Origin of the sequence: Pseudomonas sp. FSL R10-0056 (genome assembly GCF_009600105.1) — a bacterium.
Classification (GTDB): Bacteria; Pseudomonadota; Gammaproteobacteria; order Pseudomonadales; family Pseudomonadaceae; genus Aquipseudomonas; species Aquipseudomonas bubulae.
Genome location: NZ_WIWL01000247.1, coordinates 1 through 13268, shown reverse-complemented (window position 1 = coordinate 13268; position 13268 = coordinate 1). Strand labels below are relative to the sequence as shown.

The 13268-nt window shown below is 51.1% G+C and carries 12 protein-coding genes and 1 pseudogene; 3 read left to right on the top strand and 10 right to left on the bottom strand.

From position 1 onward, the window contains the following. The 4 genes from GHO42_RS26270 to GHO42_RS25075 form a co-directional block, all read right to left on the bottom strand. A partial coding sequence (locus GHO42_RS26270; RefSeq protein ID WP_153328852.1) for a hypothetical protein occupies positions 1–222 on the bottom strand: 222 nt, incomplete at its 3' end. A 288-nt stretch (positions 223–510) separates the two neighbouring features. Continuing rightward, positions 511–2043 (bottom strand): sensor domain-containing diguanylate cyclase, encoded by a 1533-nt coding sequence (locus GHO42_RS25085; RefSeq protein WP_153328854.1) that lies wholly within the window; start codon positions 2041–2043, stop codon positions 511–513. Positions 2044–2825: 782 nt separating this feature from the next. Continuing rightward, complete coding sequence (locus tag GHO42_RS25080) at positions 2826–3248, bottom strand: DUF6691 family protein (RefSeq protein WP_153328856.1); 423 nt, start codon at positions 3246–3248, stop codon at positions 2826–2828. A 2-nt stretch (positions 3249–3250) separates the two neighbouring features. Next, positions 3251–3685: a YeeE/YedE family protein gene (locus GHO42_RS25075; RefSeq protein ID WP_019822702.1), complete on the bottom strand. Its 435-nt coding sequence runs from the start codon at positions 3683–3685 to the stop codon at positions 3251–3253. Between the two features lie 472 nt (positions 3686–4157). Here GHO42_RS25075 and GHO42_RS25070 point away from each other — a divergent pair, with 472 nt between their 5' ends. Continuing rightward, positions 4158–6032: a DUF294 nucleotidyltransferase-like domain-containing protein gene (locus GHO42_RS25070; RefSeq protein WP_095019782.1), complete on the top strand. Its 1875-nt coding sequence runs from the start codon at positions 4158–4160 to the stop codon at positions 6030–6032. A gap of 2 nt (positions 6033–6034) precedes the next feature. Then, positions 6035–6757, top strand: a complete 723-nt coding sequence (locus GHO42_RS25065) for a 3'-5' exonuclease (protein ID WP_095019783.1) — start codon at positions 6035–6037, stop codon at positions 6755–6757. Positions 6758–6847: 90 nt separating this feature from the next. Here the strand turns inward: GHO42_RS25065 and GHO42_RS25060 are convergent, their stop codons facing one another. The 3 genes from GHO42_RS25060 to GHO42_RS25050 all read right to left on the bottom strand — a co-directional run bounded on the left by GHO42_RS25060 (position 6848) and on the right by GHO42_RS25050 (position 10060). Further along, positions 6848–8512, bottom strand: coding sequence for a BCCT family transporter (locus GHO42_RS25060; RefSeq protein ID WP_019822696.1), 1665 nt, complete (start codon positions 8510–8512; stop codon positions 6848–6850). A 188-nt stretch (positions 8513–8700) separates the two neighbouring features. After that, complete coding sequence (locus tag GHO42_RS25805; protein ID WP_254925910.1) at positions 8701–9159, bottom strand: hypothetical protein; 459 nt, start codon at positions 9157–9159, stop codon at positions 8701–8703. A gap of 535 nt (positions 9160–9694) precedes the next feature. Next, a complete protein-coding gene (locus GHO42_RS25050; protein ID WP_095019784.1) occupies positions 9695–10060 on the bottom strand; it encodes a histone-like nucleoid-structuring protein, MvaT/MvaU family in 366 nt (121 codons plus the stop codon). A gap of 686 nt (positions 10061–10746) precedes the next feature. Between GHO42_RS25050 and GHO42_RS25045 the strand changes: the two are divergent. Beyond that, positions 10747–10884: pseudogene (locus tag GHO42_RS25045) on the top strand (chromate transporter); the annotation flags it as partial. 29 nt (positions 10885–10913) lie between these two features. Here GHO42_RS25045 and GHO42_RS25040 read toward each other — a convergent pair. From GHO42_RS25040 to GHO42_RS25030, 3 genes are all read right to left on the bottom strand, one after another. Next, positions 10914–12440, bottom strand: coding sequence for an IS66 family transposase (locus GHO42_RS25040; RefSeq protein ID WP_095038631.1), 1527 nt, complete (start codon positions 12438–12440; stop codon positions 10914–10916). A 61-nt stretch (positions 12441–12501) separates the two neighbouring features. Then, on the bottom strand, positions 12502–12837 hold the full coding sequence (tnpB, locus tag GHO42_RS26260) for an IS66 family insertion sequence element accessory protein TnpB (RefSeq protein WP_169840362.1): 336 nt from the start codon (positions 12835–12837) through the stop codon (positions 12502–12504). After that, positions 12834–13151, bottom strand: coding sequence for a transposase (locus tag GHO42_RS25030; protein WP_003282986.1), 318 nt, complete (start codon positions 13149–13151; stop codon positions 12834–12836). The genes tnpB and GHO42_RS25030 overlap by 4 nt, the downstream gene beginning before the upstream one ends. Between the last annotated feature and the right edge of the window lie 117 nt (positions 13152–13268).

The window sequence follows — 13268 nt, the reverse complement described above, 5'->3', positions numbered from 1 at the left end:
TTTTCGTCCAATGACGCTGTAGGTGCCTGGAAAATTGCAACTTGCCGCGGCTGCACGACAAGTTGATCGGAGCATCCTTAGATCTGACTTATTGAAACCGCTGATCTCGACAAAAGCATCATTGCAATACGTAATGACACCTCGTGCATCAGTTGTAGAAATAAGTTTTTGTTGCGCTCCCAAGGCAATCTCGCGCTGCGTGACCGGTTGATTGTTTCTCATTTAGATAGATCCCTTGCCCTGTGTCAAGGGTATCGGCAGCTAATATGAAAAGCTTAATGAGTATTTCCATAGGGTATTTTGCACCTGGTAATCCGTCTGCGCTCGGAATGCGGCCCATTGGCAACAACGAACAAGCTGCCACCAAACTCTATGAGTCCTCCATCGCGTCAACACGACCAGGGTGTAAAACAGCTCCAATAAATAGCCGCTTCGCGCAGGCTGTGACTTTCCTTGAAAAATAAAAGCCACGCTTACTTTATTCAATCCGCTTAAACTTGCCGCCAAACACTAAGAGTCATTTGTCGACATTGTCGTAACTTGCGAAGCGTCATCATTACCACGAGCAGAACAGACCCTATTACGACCAGCTTGTTTTGCACAGTAAAGCGCATCATCCGCTCTAACAACTAACTTACTCGGGGTATCTCCCGAGGGCAGCGCGAATGCTACACCCATGCTAACAGTCACCCGAACTAGACCTTTACTTGTTGAAATCTTTGAGCTTTCAATCGCCAGCCGTAACTTCTCTGCAACACCGAGGGCGCTTGCCCCATCCGTACATGGGAGGATCACACCAAACTCCTCCCCCCCTAGCCGACCAAAACTATCATGTGCTCGAAGTTCGGCGCAACACACAGCAACCACCTGTTTCAGAAAAATATCTCCAATCGGATGCCCATACGTATCATTTACTTGCTTGAAATAATCAATATCAATCAATATCAAGCTTAACTTCGTACCGCAGGATTCTGAATCCCTGAACTCCTTCTCAAGGACTTCTAAAAAATGGCTCCTGCTCAGTGCGCCAGTTAAAATATCAACATTTACAAGTTCCCGAAGAGTTTTGTGAGCCTGCTTGAGGGCTTTTGCATCCTTCAAATGCTGCCACACGGTGGCATATATCAACAAAGCAAAAGACAGTAGCAATATCGTGACAGCACTTGCACAAAAAATTAGCACTCTATGACGCTTACCAGATGACATCAAATAATCTTCAGGTGAAAGCTGAACAAGAACAACCAAGCCGGCGTCTTCTAAACGACGGTATGCGGTCAAGCTCTCAGACCCATCGAATGCACTAACTCCTCTATACAGCCCTTCAGGCAACGCTTCCTTAACAAAATATGGCGCACTTTTCAAAAGCAATAACTCGCCAAAATTAATAGCGCCACTATCCTTTGATGCCACTGCACGAGGAACACGATCCATACCTACAAGAGCAATCAAACCATTAGCCCCAACATTAATTTTTTTATAAAAATCCGAAAAGAAAGACGTAGGGATTGACACTACCACGACCCCTGAGAACTTATCACCCTCAATTATTGGTCGAGTGAACTGTATAGACCAAATACCAGAAACCCTGCCAAACACGGGCTTACTAATAAATAACTTATCTTTTGAAGGATTATCACGATGGGCGCGAAAGTGATCGCGACCACTCAGATCTACCGCACCAAAGGCTGGGGCTAGCGACGAATAAACTAGCATCCCCTCCGGAGATATCAGCGCAACTTGAGCAACCATATCCCCATAAAGCACAAGCTCCTCTTTAACTATGCGCCCAAAATCACTTCGATCTTTAACAGCATGCTCACGCAAATCTTGAGTTAAAGTATCTACAAAACGAACCACGCTTTGAACGTGCACATCGAATGCAACGGCAAGATTCATCGCATCACTACCCGCAGCTTTTTCCACCAAAACGTTCTCTTGATCAAGCCAAGCATGGAGCGTGCCCCACATAGGCACGAGCGTGATCAATAGAAACGCGATGGCTGCTAAGCTCGCTTTCGTTTTGGTAGCACGATGCTGGTACAATCTGAACCTCCATTACTGACCAATAGCCATTAAGATAACTATTCAGATTAGTGACATAATTCAACATACCTAGACACCTGAGCATCAGCAAATCAAAGTAGCTGACTAGATCTTAAAAAAAGAGCAACACAATAGACTTACTGCAATCCCCAACCCTTTCGCCTAGAGCAATCATAGTACAAAAACCCAAACTATAGACTGAGACTTAAGGGACAAGCTCCTTATAGCGCTTTGTTTGGCTAGATCAACTAAACGGTTTAAAATCTAAAGCTAGCACATCCAAAACATATTGATTCGATCACTCCTTTTTTTACTTGCCGATACTTCCTGGGTAGGTTTTCGGGGCGATCAGCCCATGGTCGCCGACGATTCGTCTTGCATGAGCTCGGTCAAGTTGGGCTCTAAGGGCGCAGTAAACCACGCCGCAGTTGTGGCGTTGACATCGCGTGGGACTGACAGCCGCAGATCAGCAGCAAAGCGGTCACGAAGGCGTGCTTGTTTGGTTTTTCAATCGGTCAGCTTTGGCAGTCAGATTCTGCGCGAGGGTCGAGTTGGGTATTGGAATTTGCAGCATAGTCCGGATCGTTCAATCAAAAGCTAAACGCCATCAGCGAAAATTTTATTCGGTTCCAGGCCAGCAAGAATCGCTCAGCGAAAATGAAGACTTGTGAATCGTTCAGCCCGGACATCAAATATTCATTGGCCGGAAATACGTGTTATCGATCTGGTCAGCAGGTTTGAGAGTCTGACTGTGCTCCCAGTATCGTGTCCACGGTTTCAGCCTAATCGGGTCGTGCGCTACGTTCAAATAGGTTAAACAAGTACATTCCGGCCAACATGGCCAATACGAATATGATGATTTGGTCGTGCCCTGTAAGCAGAATTGTTAACGCCGGCCCAGGGCATATGCCCGCAAGACCCCAACCTATACCGAACAACAGGCTGCCGCCAATCAAGCGGGAATCCAACTCCCTTTTCATTGGAAACTGCATCGGGGCACCCAACAAGGATTGTTTGTTTTTGCGCGCCCAATTCAAGGGAATAATCGCCACCGCGATGGCCCCACCCATCACCAGTGCGAGTGATGGATCCCAGGCCCCGGCCAAATCAAGAAAAGCTAATACTTTGGCGGGATTCGCCATGCCTGCCAGGAGAAGACCAAGGCCGAAGATCAGTCCTGCAAAAAAGGCGGTCAACTTGATCATTTTCATGCTCCCACCACATGACGGATGACGTACACCGTTGCAAAGCCAGCAAACATAAAGCACATCGTTGCCGTGATGGATCGTGCTGAGAGTCGAGAGATCCCGCAAACGCCATGGCCGCTTGTACAACCAGATCCGTAACGAGTACCCACTCCGACAAGCAAGCCCGCAATGATCAGCGTCGGCCACCCTGCCTTAATCTCGATCTCTGGCATTACGGTAAACGCTCCCCACAACAACGGAGAAATTAGTAGACCAAGAAGAAATAACGCCTTCTCACTCCAACCCTCACTATCGAATCGCAGCACGCTTCCAAGCAGTCCACTGATGCCGGCGATGCGTCCATTCGCGAGAACAAACAAGCTAGCAGCCAGCCCTATCAAGGCGCCTCCAGCTAATGAAGTCCAAGGCGTGAAGTTGATCCAATCAATGCTCATTTTGCATCTCCTGCATATAAGTGCTGGTAAAAGACATGGATTTCAAAGGTGTCACCTGAGATTCTGAGCTCCCCTTAAAGGCGATCAAAGACCCTGTCGAGACCCGTATAGGATTTCAGCCCCTGAATCCGCCCCGGCTCTCCTAGAGATATCGAAGTCTCAAAAGGACACAAGATGAGGCAAGGCTCGATTAGTCCGCTTTTGGCTGGTTGCCGCATTTCAGGAGGGCCACCTCTAGGCGAATAGTGATTGCTGAACACCTCAGAAACCCGGGGCGATTAATATTGATCCTCTGGGTATCGCAAAAATTACCGTACGCAGTTACTCAAAGTGGTTTCAACGCATAACGTAAGTCAGCCACGAAGCTTGATCCGAGTCACCGGATGTGATGTGGTGGCCGATACAGAAAGACTATTCCCATTCGCCAACTATGGCGCTCGCGACTTTTATTTTTCCAGCATCACGAGGTTTCATGCAGATTGAGTTACAGGAGATTAGCGACCACCTCTATCGTTTCGCTCCTTTTGATGCCCTGCCAAAGGAGTCGGTAGACGCCATCGCTCGGCGAATTGAAGTGAGTTATTTCAAAGCCGGCAGTGACATTCTTGAAGCCGGTGCGACCATTCAGGATCTGCATTATGTTCGTAGTGGTGCGGTGGAGATTTATCGGCGTAATGGTGAGCTCTATGATCGTCTCGTCGAAGGTGACCTATTCGGTCAGGCAGGTCTGTTACGTAGCAACAAGGTACGCTTTCCCGCCCGAGCGTTGGAAGATAGCCTGATCTATTACATCCCTGCCGACGTTTTCGCTGACCTTTGTGCGCAACATGATGCTTTCGCTGACTTCGTTGAAGCAGAGGGAAACTCGAGACTCAAAACTGCTGTTGAAGCTCAGGGTCGTGCTAGTGAGCTTATTCAGCTCAAATGTCGCGCCCTTATCTCACGTCCCTTGGTGTGGGTCACGTCAGATATCTCTGTCGGCGGCGCTGCAAAAATCATGACTGAGCAAAGTGTATCCTGCGTTCTAGTCATGTCTCCAGCAGGTTTAAAGACGGCTGAAATAGAAGGGATCGTCACAGATAGAGACCTTCGCACACGCTTTGTTGCAGTGGGCTTAAACGCTGACGAAACTCGTGCCAGCGACATTATGACAGTCGATCCGGTTGTAATTGGCTCCGATGATTCAGTGTTTGAAGCCATGCTTGTGATGTTGCGCCGCAATATTCATCACTTGCCGGTTGTGCACGATGGTAATCCAATTGGCCTTATAAACCTGTCGGATATCATCCGGTACGAATCGCATAGCAGTTTGTACTTGGTTAACAGAATCTCTAACCAGACCTCAGTTGAAGGTCTGAGATCACTTTTGCGTGACCTGCGAGGAACCTATATCCGCATGGTGCGTGACGGGGCTACTGCGCACATGATCGGAAGCGCGATTTCAGGTATTGGCCGTGCCTTTACCCAGCGTTTGCTTGAGCTGGCCGAGAAAAAGTTAGGCCCGCCTCCAGTGCCTTACTGCTTTATGGTTTTGGGATCAATGGCGCGTGATGAGCAGTTGTTAGTGACTGACCAGGACAACGCGTTAGTACTCGACGACAGCTTCGATCCGATCCAACACGACTCTTACTTCCGAGCCCTGGCAACGTTTGTTAGCGATGGACTGGCCGCGTGCGGTTACAGCTACTGCAAGGGCGGGGTCATGGCGACCAACGAGCAGTGGCGACAGCCTTTGAAGGTATGGCGAAGTTACTTCGATCAGTGGATCGAAAAACCTAATCCAACTACGTTGCTTAATAGCTGTATTTTTTTCGATCTGGATGGGGTTTTTGGCAAGCTTGAGTTGGTACAAGAGCTTAAAGACCTGTGCGCTCGAAAAGCCAGTACACACCCTGTATTTCTAAGCGCAATGGCTCGTATTGCCCTTAATCGAACGCCGCCATTAGGATTCTTTCGTACTTTTGTCGTTGAGACTGACGGACAGCAAAAAAGGATCATCAACCTTAAAGGGCGTGGCACGGCACCGCTGACCGACCTTATCCGGATTCATGCACTAGCATGTGGCAGTACCGCTCAGAATTCATTTGATCGCATGGATGCTATAGCCCGCAGTAAAGTCATTCCTCCAGAAGCATTAAAGCAACTTCGGTACGCACTAGAGTTCCTGTTGATGGTGCGTATTCGACACCAGGCGGACGCACTTGAACAGGGGGCATCACTCAATAACTACATTGAGCCCGAGCGCTTTTCTAGCAGTGAACGACATAACCTCAAAGAAGCGTTTCAGGTGTTGAGCAATGGCCAAAATTTCTTGCGATTCCGATATCCTTCAAAGGGCCGCTTTTAGCGATGAAAAACCTAAAAAAGCAGCCTAAAAATAGAGTGCTGGACTGGTCTGCCGAGTTCGAGACATTGGCGAAGATTTCGGTTAATCCTCTATTACGAAAGTTCTATCAAGCTGGCGCGGTTTCAGCGCTGGCACCCATTGAGAGCGTTCAACTGCTGGCCATGGACGTAGAGACTACCGGCCTTGACTCACAGTCCCACAGCATCGTGAGTATTGGTGTTATGCCGTTCACGCTTAATCGTATTTGTTGCGGGAATTCACTCTACTGGGTGATAAAACCATCGTCCGAACTGAATGAAAAGTCAGTGACCTTTCATCACATAACCCATGCCGAAATTTTAGATGCCCCTGTGTTTGCGCAGGTGCTTGATCCTTTGCTTGAAGCCATGGCGGGCAGAGTGATTGTCGTCCATTACCGGAATATTGAGCGCGCCTTCTTGGATCAGGCAGTGCGTAGGTATTTAGGTGAGGGCCTTAAGTTTCCAGTAATCGATACGATGCAGTTAGAGGCACACTTCCATAGGCAAAAAATTAGCTGGTTCGGCCGACTGATTGGACGCAAGCAACAGTCCATACGGCTGGCAGACAGTCGCTCTAGGTTGAACCTGCCGGCTTATCACGCACATCATGCATTAACCGATGCTCTCGCGACTGCCGAGTTGTTGCAGGCGCAGATAGCAACTCACTACTCGCCACTCACACCTGTCGGTGAGTTATGGAATTGAACCAAGTTAATAGCTTCAAGGTGCAAGCAGATAGATATGTTACACCTTGAAGCTTGAGGTCAATCTTACCTATAGCCTAGCTCATACTGACTAGCGAGGCTCAGACATTAGCCCTTTCACTAGAGAGATACACCCTATCATTAGAACTATTGCGAAAGGCAACCCCGTGGATACTGCCATTGCCTGCAGTGCCACCAGACCGCCCCCCAATAGCAGAGCAATCGCAATCACGCCTTCGATTACCGCCCAGAACACCCGTTGAGGAACAGGCGCGTCAACCTTGCCTCCAGCTGTGATGGTATCGATCACCAATGAGCCGGAGTCAGAGGAAGTAATAAAGAACACTATGACCAGAATAATACCTAGGAATGAGCTGATCTCCTTGAGGGGGAGCTCTCCCAGCATGGCGAACAACTTCAGCTCTAAGACCGCGTCCTTGACTCCCATAAGGCTTTGAGTGGTCACTTGGTCAATTGCCGTACCGCCAAACGTAGTCATCCATAATACAGAAACTACTGAAGGCACAAGTAGAACAGAGATCAGAAACTCTCTGACAGTTCGACCACGACTGACGCGAGCGATAAACATGCCTACAAATGGTGACCAACTGATCCACCAAGCCCAGTAGAAGGCAGTCCAGCCTTGAGTGAACTCGATATCAGTACGTCCAAATGGGTTTGAGAGCGCAGGCAAATATTCAACATAAGTCACCAAATTTTTAAAGAATCCAGTGAAAATAGCCAGGGTCGGCCCCACAATGATTACGAACACCAACAAGAGCAGCGCAAGCCCCATATTGATCTGGGAAAGCATTTTGACGCCCTTGTCCAAGCCGGAAAGGACTGACCAAAGAGCGATTATGGTGATCCCAACGATCAGTACAACCTTGCTCAGATTCGTCGATTTAATTCCGAAGAGATATTCAATACCTGCAGCAGCCTGTTCTGCGCCAATCCCTAAAGAGGTCGCCAAACCAAATAGCGTGGCAAATACCGCTAGTATATCGATGATATGTCCCGGCCATCCCCAGACACGCTCACCCAATAGTGGATAAAAAATTGAGCGTATTGAAAGCGGCAAGCCTTTATTATAAGAAAACAATGCTAAAGACAGCGCCACAATCGCGTATATAGCCCAAGGATGGAGTCCCCAGTGAAAGATGGTAGCCGCCATCGCCAAGTCAGCAGATGCCTTCATATCACCTTCGGCACCTCCTAGGGGCGCCCAATCCGTGCGTAAACCGCTCGCATCGACTGTCACACCTCCCATGGAAGCAGCGTAATGCGACATGGGTTCGGCTACCCCATAAAACATCAACCCAATGCCCATCCCCGCAGCAAAAAGCATTGAAAACCAACCGACGTAACTATGGTCTGGTTTGGCATCTCTGCCGCCCAAACGAACCTTGCCCAGCGGAGAGAAAATAAGTGCAATGCATAGCAAGACAAAAACGTTCGCAATGCTCATGAAGAGCCAGGCTAGATGGCTGGTTAGCCAGTTTCGAATGGAGCTAAAAAGGGGTTCTACTTCATTCTGCAATGCCAGCGTCAAAATCACGAATAGTAAAATGGTGGCTGCTGAAATGATGAAAACTTTACCGTGGATATCGAGTGAGAACGAAAACTCTCCCTTGATGTTGTCTTGACCAATGACATAGTCAGTATCGATAAGATTGGCCGCTCCAGTAGGAGCAGGAATGCCTTCACTGGGTTGAGAAGGTGTGTTTGGACTATCATCCGTAGGCTTTCCAACCATAATATTCCCCTTTTGAGATTCACGTCATAAAACGTGTAATTATCATTATCCCCGCTGTTCCTATGGTAAAACGAGATTTTAGCCAAGCTATCCTAGCAAGCTTTGGGAACAAAATTTCTAAAACCTCAGCTCTTTTGACTTCTTATCAGAGACTTCTCTCGCGTAGCCTTTGCAGGCTTGCAACGCGATTAGTCCCTAATCGCCGTCGCCGTAGACTCCGATAATTCGTTGGGCATGCGCTGGAACAAGTTGGGTTCTAAGGGCACCATAAGCCATGCTGCCGGCACCGGTGGTAGGTTGCACTGCGTCACAACCATTCGTAGCTCCGTCGAGTTGGACTTAAAGCCGCAGGTCGGCAGTAGCAGGCGATCACCCAGGCGTGATTGTTTGGTTTTTGCATCGGTCAGAGTTCGGCAATAGGATCGGTCACTGGCTGCCAGCGATTGCTCCAGCGTAAGGAACTTGCCCTGCTCTGCCAGAACCCGCGTGGGGCTGGCATTGGCCAGAAGGGTGAACTTGGTTTGGTGGGCAGCTTCCTTGGCGACCAATTGCTCATCGTAGGCGTGGCCTGCCACGGCCATGCAGTTCACGCGCTGCCCACCATCAGGGCAAGGATGATCAGCAGCACCCAGCACCGTATCCGCCATCACGCCAACACCTTGAGCGCTTGGGCATACAACGCTTGCCGATCGGCCACTCCATTCTGATCACCATTGATGCGCTGGGTGATCCTGTCGAACTGACTAGTGTCGGCAAAGGTGTTGTCGGTCTCTTTGCCAACTAGCCCCGTCGGTGCGATTAAACGCTTGTGGCTCCGGTCGTGCCTAGGGATATTCTCTAGCTCTCAGCTTAAGTAATACAACCACTCATCCACGCACGGAACTATGAACTGGGGGGGGGGCTGTTTTTAGAGTCGATGTCGCTAATACGACGGGGAAAACCGTCCTTGTTTATCAGGTTATTGTTTTGATACTCAGCAGGGGCGGTCAGGATGGGTCGTAATCTGGGGGAGTTGGCTAACACTAAGCTTCTATGGCCAGAAACGCACAGATTTCAGCGTCAGATAGGAGTTACTCAAGAGCCTCTGGAGATGCTTGAATTCTCCGCCGAGAAGATCAACCACCTATCTCAAATAACATACAAAAAGGGCCCTCGAAGGGCCCTTTTGTACTCAAACCAAAATCACTTGGTCAGCCAGGACTCAACGGTATCTGAGCCGTGTTCTGCCTTCCACTCCTTCAGACCTTTGTGATTCCCACCTTTGGTTTCGATGACCTCGCCAGTGTACGGATTTTTGTAGACCTTCACCTGACGTGGCTTACGAGTGCCAGCTTTGGATTTGACTACTGGAGTGCTGCGGCCAGTCTGAGGATCCAACAAGTTGATGATGTTAGACAGGCTGTAACCGTATTCAGCAAGCAGAGCGCGCAGCTTCGACTCAAACTCTATTTCCTTTTTGAGACCAGCATCGCCTTTCAGTGTTTCGAGAGCCTCGAGTTGTTCGGCAAGGTGTTTTTCGAGTTGGCGAAATTCAGCAAGTTTGGACATGTTTAGTCTCTACGTAGTTAGTCCCATAACAATACACCAACTTTGGAGTTTTCCGTCAATCGTTTAGGTATAAGATCCATGAGTAACGATCACGAAGACGCGCACTGTGGAGTCTGGGCTCACACTCTAAATTTATTCGTTCCCTGTCAAAAGCGAAGTATTGAGGTCAACATCTTTGTGGCATGGATGTGTCTATGAAACTAGGGGTTATTCAGGATGATGTGCTGAGTATTCTGAGATTTACCCAGCAGCTGCAGACGCGGCTGTGCCTTATAGGTCGGTTGAGCAAGGGCGAATCGCGACTTACTCCGCTCACGCCGAGTATCTCACTAGCGAGATACTGAAAATCATGCCCGTCGGGACATTGCCGACCAATTTGAAGGGTTCCCGTCTTGAGGCAGATTTTGGTATGTAGATCGGACACCGGGCCCAGCCCAAGCAGGCCTTTTAAATCCACTGAATGTCCAGTCACGCCTCGGGCTACTTCAACGGCTTCTTGCGGATTGACCTGCTGACTAAGGTAACCATCGCCCTGCCTCTGCCCAAAGTCGTCGGTGTGTGTAAATCGATGTAAGCGCCTCCTAAAACAGGCATATTGGATTGTAGAGCATAGCCACAGTGTTAATTGGTCAGTACAGCAGCTATTTTTGGGAGCATGAATCTTGTCAGCTGAAAGTAGTACCAAGATGATTACAGCCCATACCCCGTGGACGGTTTTTCTGGTGTTCTTGCGCTTGGGATTCATCTCCTTCGGAGGGCCAATTGCACACTTAGGTTACTTCCGCGAAGAGTTTGTTGTTCGGCGCCAATGGCTCAGTGAGCGTAAGCGTCCGCCGAACTCACCTTGCGTGATTCAGGCAGGTACCCACTGATGCGGCAGTAGTTGGCCGATCTCACTCGCCCGCTGCGTCGGCAGTCGTGTCAGCACGTCCTTGAGATAGGCATACGGATCATGCCCGTTCATGCGGGCCGACTGGATCAGGCTCATGATTGCTGCCGCGCGTTTGCCGCTGCGCAGTGATCCGGCAAACAACCAGTTCGAGCGTCCAAGGGCCCATGGCCGGATCTGGTTTTCGACCTGGTTGTTGTCGATGGGCACAGCGCCATCGTCCAGGTAGCGAGTCAGTGCCAGCCAGCGCTTGAGGCTGTAATCCAAGGCTTTCGCCGTGGCCGATCCGTTGGGCACAAGATCACGCTGGGCCAGCATCCAGTTATGCAGTGCGTCGAGGATCGGTGAGGCCTTTTCCTGCCGTATTCGCCAGCGCTCTTCATCGCTCATGTCCCGTGCCTGCCGCTCGATTTCGTATAAACCGCCCATCGCGTGCAGTGCCTGTTCAGCCAACTGGCTTTTGTTCGCCGCGTGAAGATCGAAGAACTTGCGGCGGGCGTGGGCCATGCAGCCAATTTCGGTGATGCCCTGCTCGAAGCTGGCCTTGTAGCCAGCGAAGTCGTCGCAGACCAGCTTGCCATTCCACTGACCAAGAAAATTGCGCGCATGCTCGCCGGCACGGCTGGGACTGAAGTCGTACACCACCGCTTTTAGATCGGCGAAGGGCGTGGTGCTGTAGGCCCAGACGTAAGCCCGATGGGTTTTCTTCTCGCCTGGGGTGAGCATTTGTACCGGGGTTTCGTCAGCGTGGATCACGCGTTGGGCTAGCACGGCTTCGCGCAGGGCATCGACTAGCGGCTGGAGCTGCACGCCGGTTTGTCCGACCCACTGCGCCAGTGTCGAGCGGGCGATGGCCAGGCCGGCGCGGCCAAAGATTTTCTCTTGCCGGTACAGCGGCAAGTGGTCGGCGAATTTGGCCACCATCACGTGAGCCAGGAGGCCGGCGGTGGGGATGCCCTTGTCGATCACCTGGGCCGGCACGGGGGCCTGGATCAGGGTTTCGCACTGGCGACAGGCCCATTTGCCACGCACGTGCTGTTCGACGGTGAATACGCCCGGCGTGTAATCCAGCTTTTCGCTGACGTCCTCACCGATGCGTTGCAGCTGGCAGCCGCAGGCGCATTGGGTGTTCTCCGGTTCGTGACGAATCACGGTTCGCGGAAATTGCGCGGGCAGCGCTGTGCGCTTGGGTTGTTGGCGCGGTTCGGCTGGAGCAACCGGAGGATTGACGGCTTTCAACTCCGCCTCGATGGCGGCGATGTCGGTGTCGAGCAGGTCATCCAGCAGGCTGCCCTGGTCAGGGCTCAGCTGCTCGCTGCGCTTGGCGAACTTGTGCCGCTTGTACCAGGCGATTTCGTGGGTGAGCTGCTCGATGATGGTTTGATCACGGTGGATCTTTTTGCCCATCGAATCGACCTGCGTGAGCAACTGCGCGGCCAGGGCGCGCAGTTGCTCAGCTGTCAGTTGGTCGAGATTGGGCGAGGAAGTCATGCCGCTGATTGTGCCAGAGCAGGCGCTCAGCGCAGATACACCGATGGGCTAATGGCTGGTGCTACAGCACTGTGATTGCGCCGGCTGCACCAACGCGCTGCCAGGGCAAACCCAGAACCAACGCCTGAAGTTGCTCGCCGTCGAGTTCGACTTCCGAACCGTGGCGGATGCCTGGCCAGTGAAACTTGCCCTGGTTCAATCGTCGTGCGGCCAGCCAGATACCCACGCCGTCATGCACCAGGACTTTCATGCGGTTGGCGCGGCGATTGGCGAAGAGATAGGCACAGTGCGGCTTCGCCGCACCGAACACCGCAATCACACGGGCCAACGCGGTCTCGGTGCCGGCGCGCATGTCCATCGGTTCGGTGGCGAGCCAGATACTATCGATACGGATCACTGGGCGAGCCCCCGGACAAAGCGGGCGCATCCTTCAGGATCGGAAGCTGGCCATTTCACTGTGATCGATTGTTCGCCCAGCGGTAGCTCGATAATCACAGCTGGTTCAACTGGTCGTTTTGGCGTAACTCTCGCAGGAACGAACGCCGGCAACGCCGCTGGCAGTTGATCTCGATAAAGCGGTAGCCACTTGCGAATGACGTTGGCATTGATGCCGTGGCGGATGGCAACGCTGGAAACGGTCGCACCGGGTTGCAGGCACTCCTGAACAACCTGGGCCTTGAACGGTTTGGGGTAAGAGCTTCGTTGGCGCATGGAAATCCCGGCGATAAGGGCTATCGCGTCCGCTTAAAAATGATCTGACCCCGAAAAGTTGGACGCCTTCTATGCCCGCCGTGCTTGAGTCCTGTATTCCACAGGGCTCAGGCCGCT

Coding starts and splice junctions, on each gene's coding strand:
- GHO42_RS25080 (WP_153328856.1), bottom strand. CDS start 3,248: ATGATCAAGTTGACCGCCTTTTTTGCAGGACTGATCTTCGGCCTTGGT.
- GHO42_RS25075 (WP_019822702.1), bottom strand. CDS start 3,685: ATGAGCATTGATTGGATCAACTTCACGCCTTGGACTTCATTAGCTGGA.
- GHO42_RS25070 (WP_095019782.1), top strand. CDS start 4,158: ATGCAGATTGAGTTACAGGAGATTAGCGACCACCTCTATCGTTTCGCT.
- GHO42_RS25065 (WP_095019783.1), top strand. CDS start 6,035: ATGAAAAACCTAAAAAAGCAGCCTAAAAATAGAGTGCTGGACTGGTCT.
- GHO42_RS25060 (WP_019822696.1), bottom strand. CDS start 8,512: ATGGTTGGAAAGCCTACGGATGATAGTCCAAACACACCTTCTCAACCC.
- GHO42_RS25805 (WP_254925910.1), bottom strand. CDS start 9,159: ATGGCGGATACGGTGCTGGGTGCTGCTGATCATCCTTGCCCTGATGGT.
- GHO42_RS25050 (WP_095019784.1), bottom strand. CDS start 10,060: ATGTCCAAACTTGCTGAATTTCGCCAACTCGAAAAACACCTTGCCGAA.
- GHO42_RS25040 (WP_095038631.1), bottom strand. CDS start 12,440: ATGACTTCCTCGCCCAATCTCGACCAACTGACAGCTGAGCAACTGCGC.
- GHO42_RS25030 (WP_003282986.1), bottom strand. CDS start 13,151: ATGCGCCAACGAAGCTCTTACCCCAAACCGTTCAAGGCCCAGGTTGTT.